Genomic DNA, 1,346 nt, shown 5'->3' with positions numbered 1-1,346 from the left:
GGTGCCGTGGTGATGGAGGTCCGCCGGCAGTTCCGTGAGCTGCCCGTCATCATGGACCACGCAGACCACGCGGACGGCCGCGCCACGCAGACCACGCGGACGGCCGCGCCACGCAGACCACGCGGACCGCACCGTGCGGACGGACCGCGCCGTGCCGTGGTCCCGTTACTCCGCCGCGGCGGACGGGCCGATGTTGGTCCGTGAGCTGACCACGTCCAGCACGTGGGTCACCGCCTCGGCGACCGGCACCCCGTTGCGCTGCGAGCCGTCGCGGTAGCGGAAGGACACCGTGCCGGCGGCCACGTCGTCGTCACCGGCGATCACCATGAACGGGATCTTCTGCTGCTGCGCCGTCCGGATCTTCTTCTGCATCCGGTCGTCACCCGCGTCCACCTGGGCCCGGATGCCCTCGGCACGCAGCGCCGCGACAAAGCCGTGCAGGTAGTCGGTGTGGTCCTCGCGGATCGGGATGCCCACCACCTGCACCGGCGCGAGCCAGGCCGGGAACGCGCCCGCGTAGTGCTCGGTGAGCACCCCGAAGAACCGCTCGATCGACCCGAACAGCGCACGGTGGATCATCACGGGCCGCTGCCGGCTACCGTCGGCGGCCTGGTACTCCAACGCGAACCGCTCCGGCTGGTTGAAGTCGACCTGGATGGTGGACATCTGCCAGGTCCGGCCGATGGCGTCACGGGCCTGCACGGAGATCTTCGGCCCGTAGAACGCAGCGCCGCCCGGGTCGGGAACCAGGTCCAGGCCGGAGGTCGCGGCGGCGGTCCGCAGCGCCTCGGTGGCCTCGGCCCAGTCCTCGTCGGCCCCGATGAACTTGGGCGAGTCGTCCCGGGTCGACAGCTCCAGGTAGAAGTCGTCCAGGCCGTAGTCGCGCAGCAGGTCGAGCACGAAGCTGAGCAGCGTGGACAGCTCGCCGGCCATCTGCTCACGGGTGCAGTAGATGTGCGAGTCGTCCTGGGTCAGGCCGCGGACCCGGGTGAGGCCGTGCACGACACCGGACTTCTCGTACCGGTAGACGGTGCCGAACTCGAACATCCGCAGCGGCAGCTCCCGGTACGACCGCCCGCGCGACCTGAAGATCAGGTTGTGCATCGGGCAGTTCATCGCCTTGAGGTAGTAGTCCGCGCCCTCCAGCTGCATGGGCGGGAACATGGTGTCCGCGTAGTACGGCAGGTGACCGGAGGTCTGGAACAGCTGCGCCTTGGTGATGTGCGGGGTGTTGACGAACTCGTACCCCGCCTCCTCGTGCCGCCGCCGCGAGTAGTGCTCCATCTCGCGGCGGATGATGCCGCCCTTGGGGTGGAAGACCGCCAGGCCGGAGCCGATCTCGTCGG

The 1,346-nt window shown here is 69.7% G+C and carries 1 protein-coding gene; it reads right to left on the bottom strand.

Features of this window, described 5'->3' with window-relative positions; all coding sequences use genetic code 11:
• Positions 1 to 165: 165 nt before the first annotated feature.
• Positions 166 to 1,346, bottom strand: a 1,181-nt coding sequence (gene thrS, locus ABZ749_RS35280) for a threonine--tRNA ligase (RefSeq protein WP_357235762.1), incomplete at its 5' end; no start/stop codon positions are given.

Origin of the sequence: Micromonospora sp. NPDC047753, assembly GCF_040642735.1 — a bacterium.
In the GTDB taxonomy this organism is placed as follows: domain Bacteria; phylum Actinomycetota; class Actinomycetes; order Mycobacteriales; family Micromonosporaceae; genus Micromonospora.
Note: the sequence above shows the minus strand (reverse complement) of the source record. Positions and strands in the feature narration are given on the sequence as shown.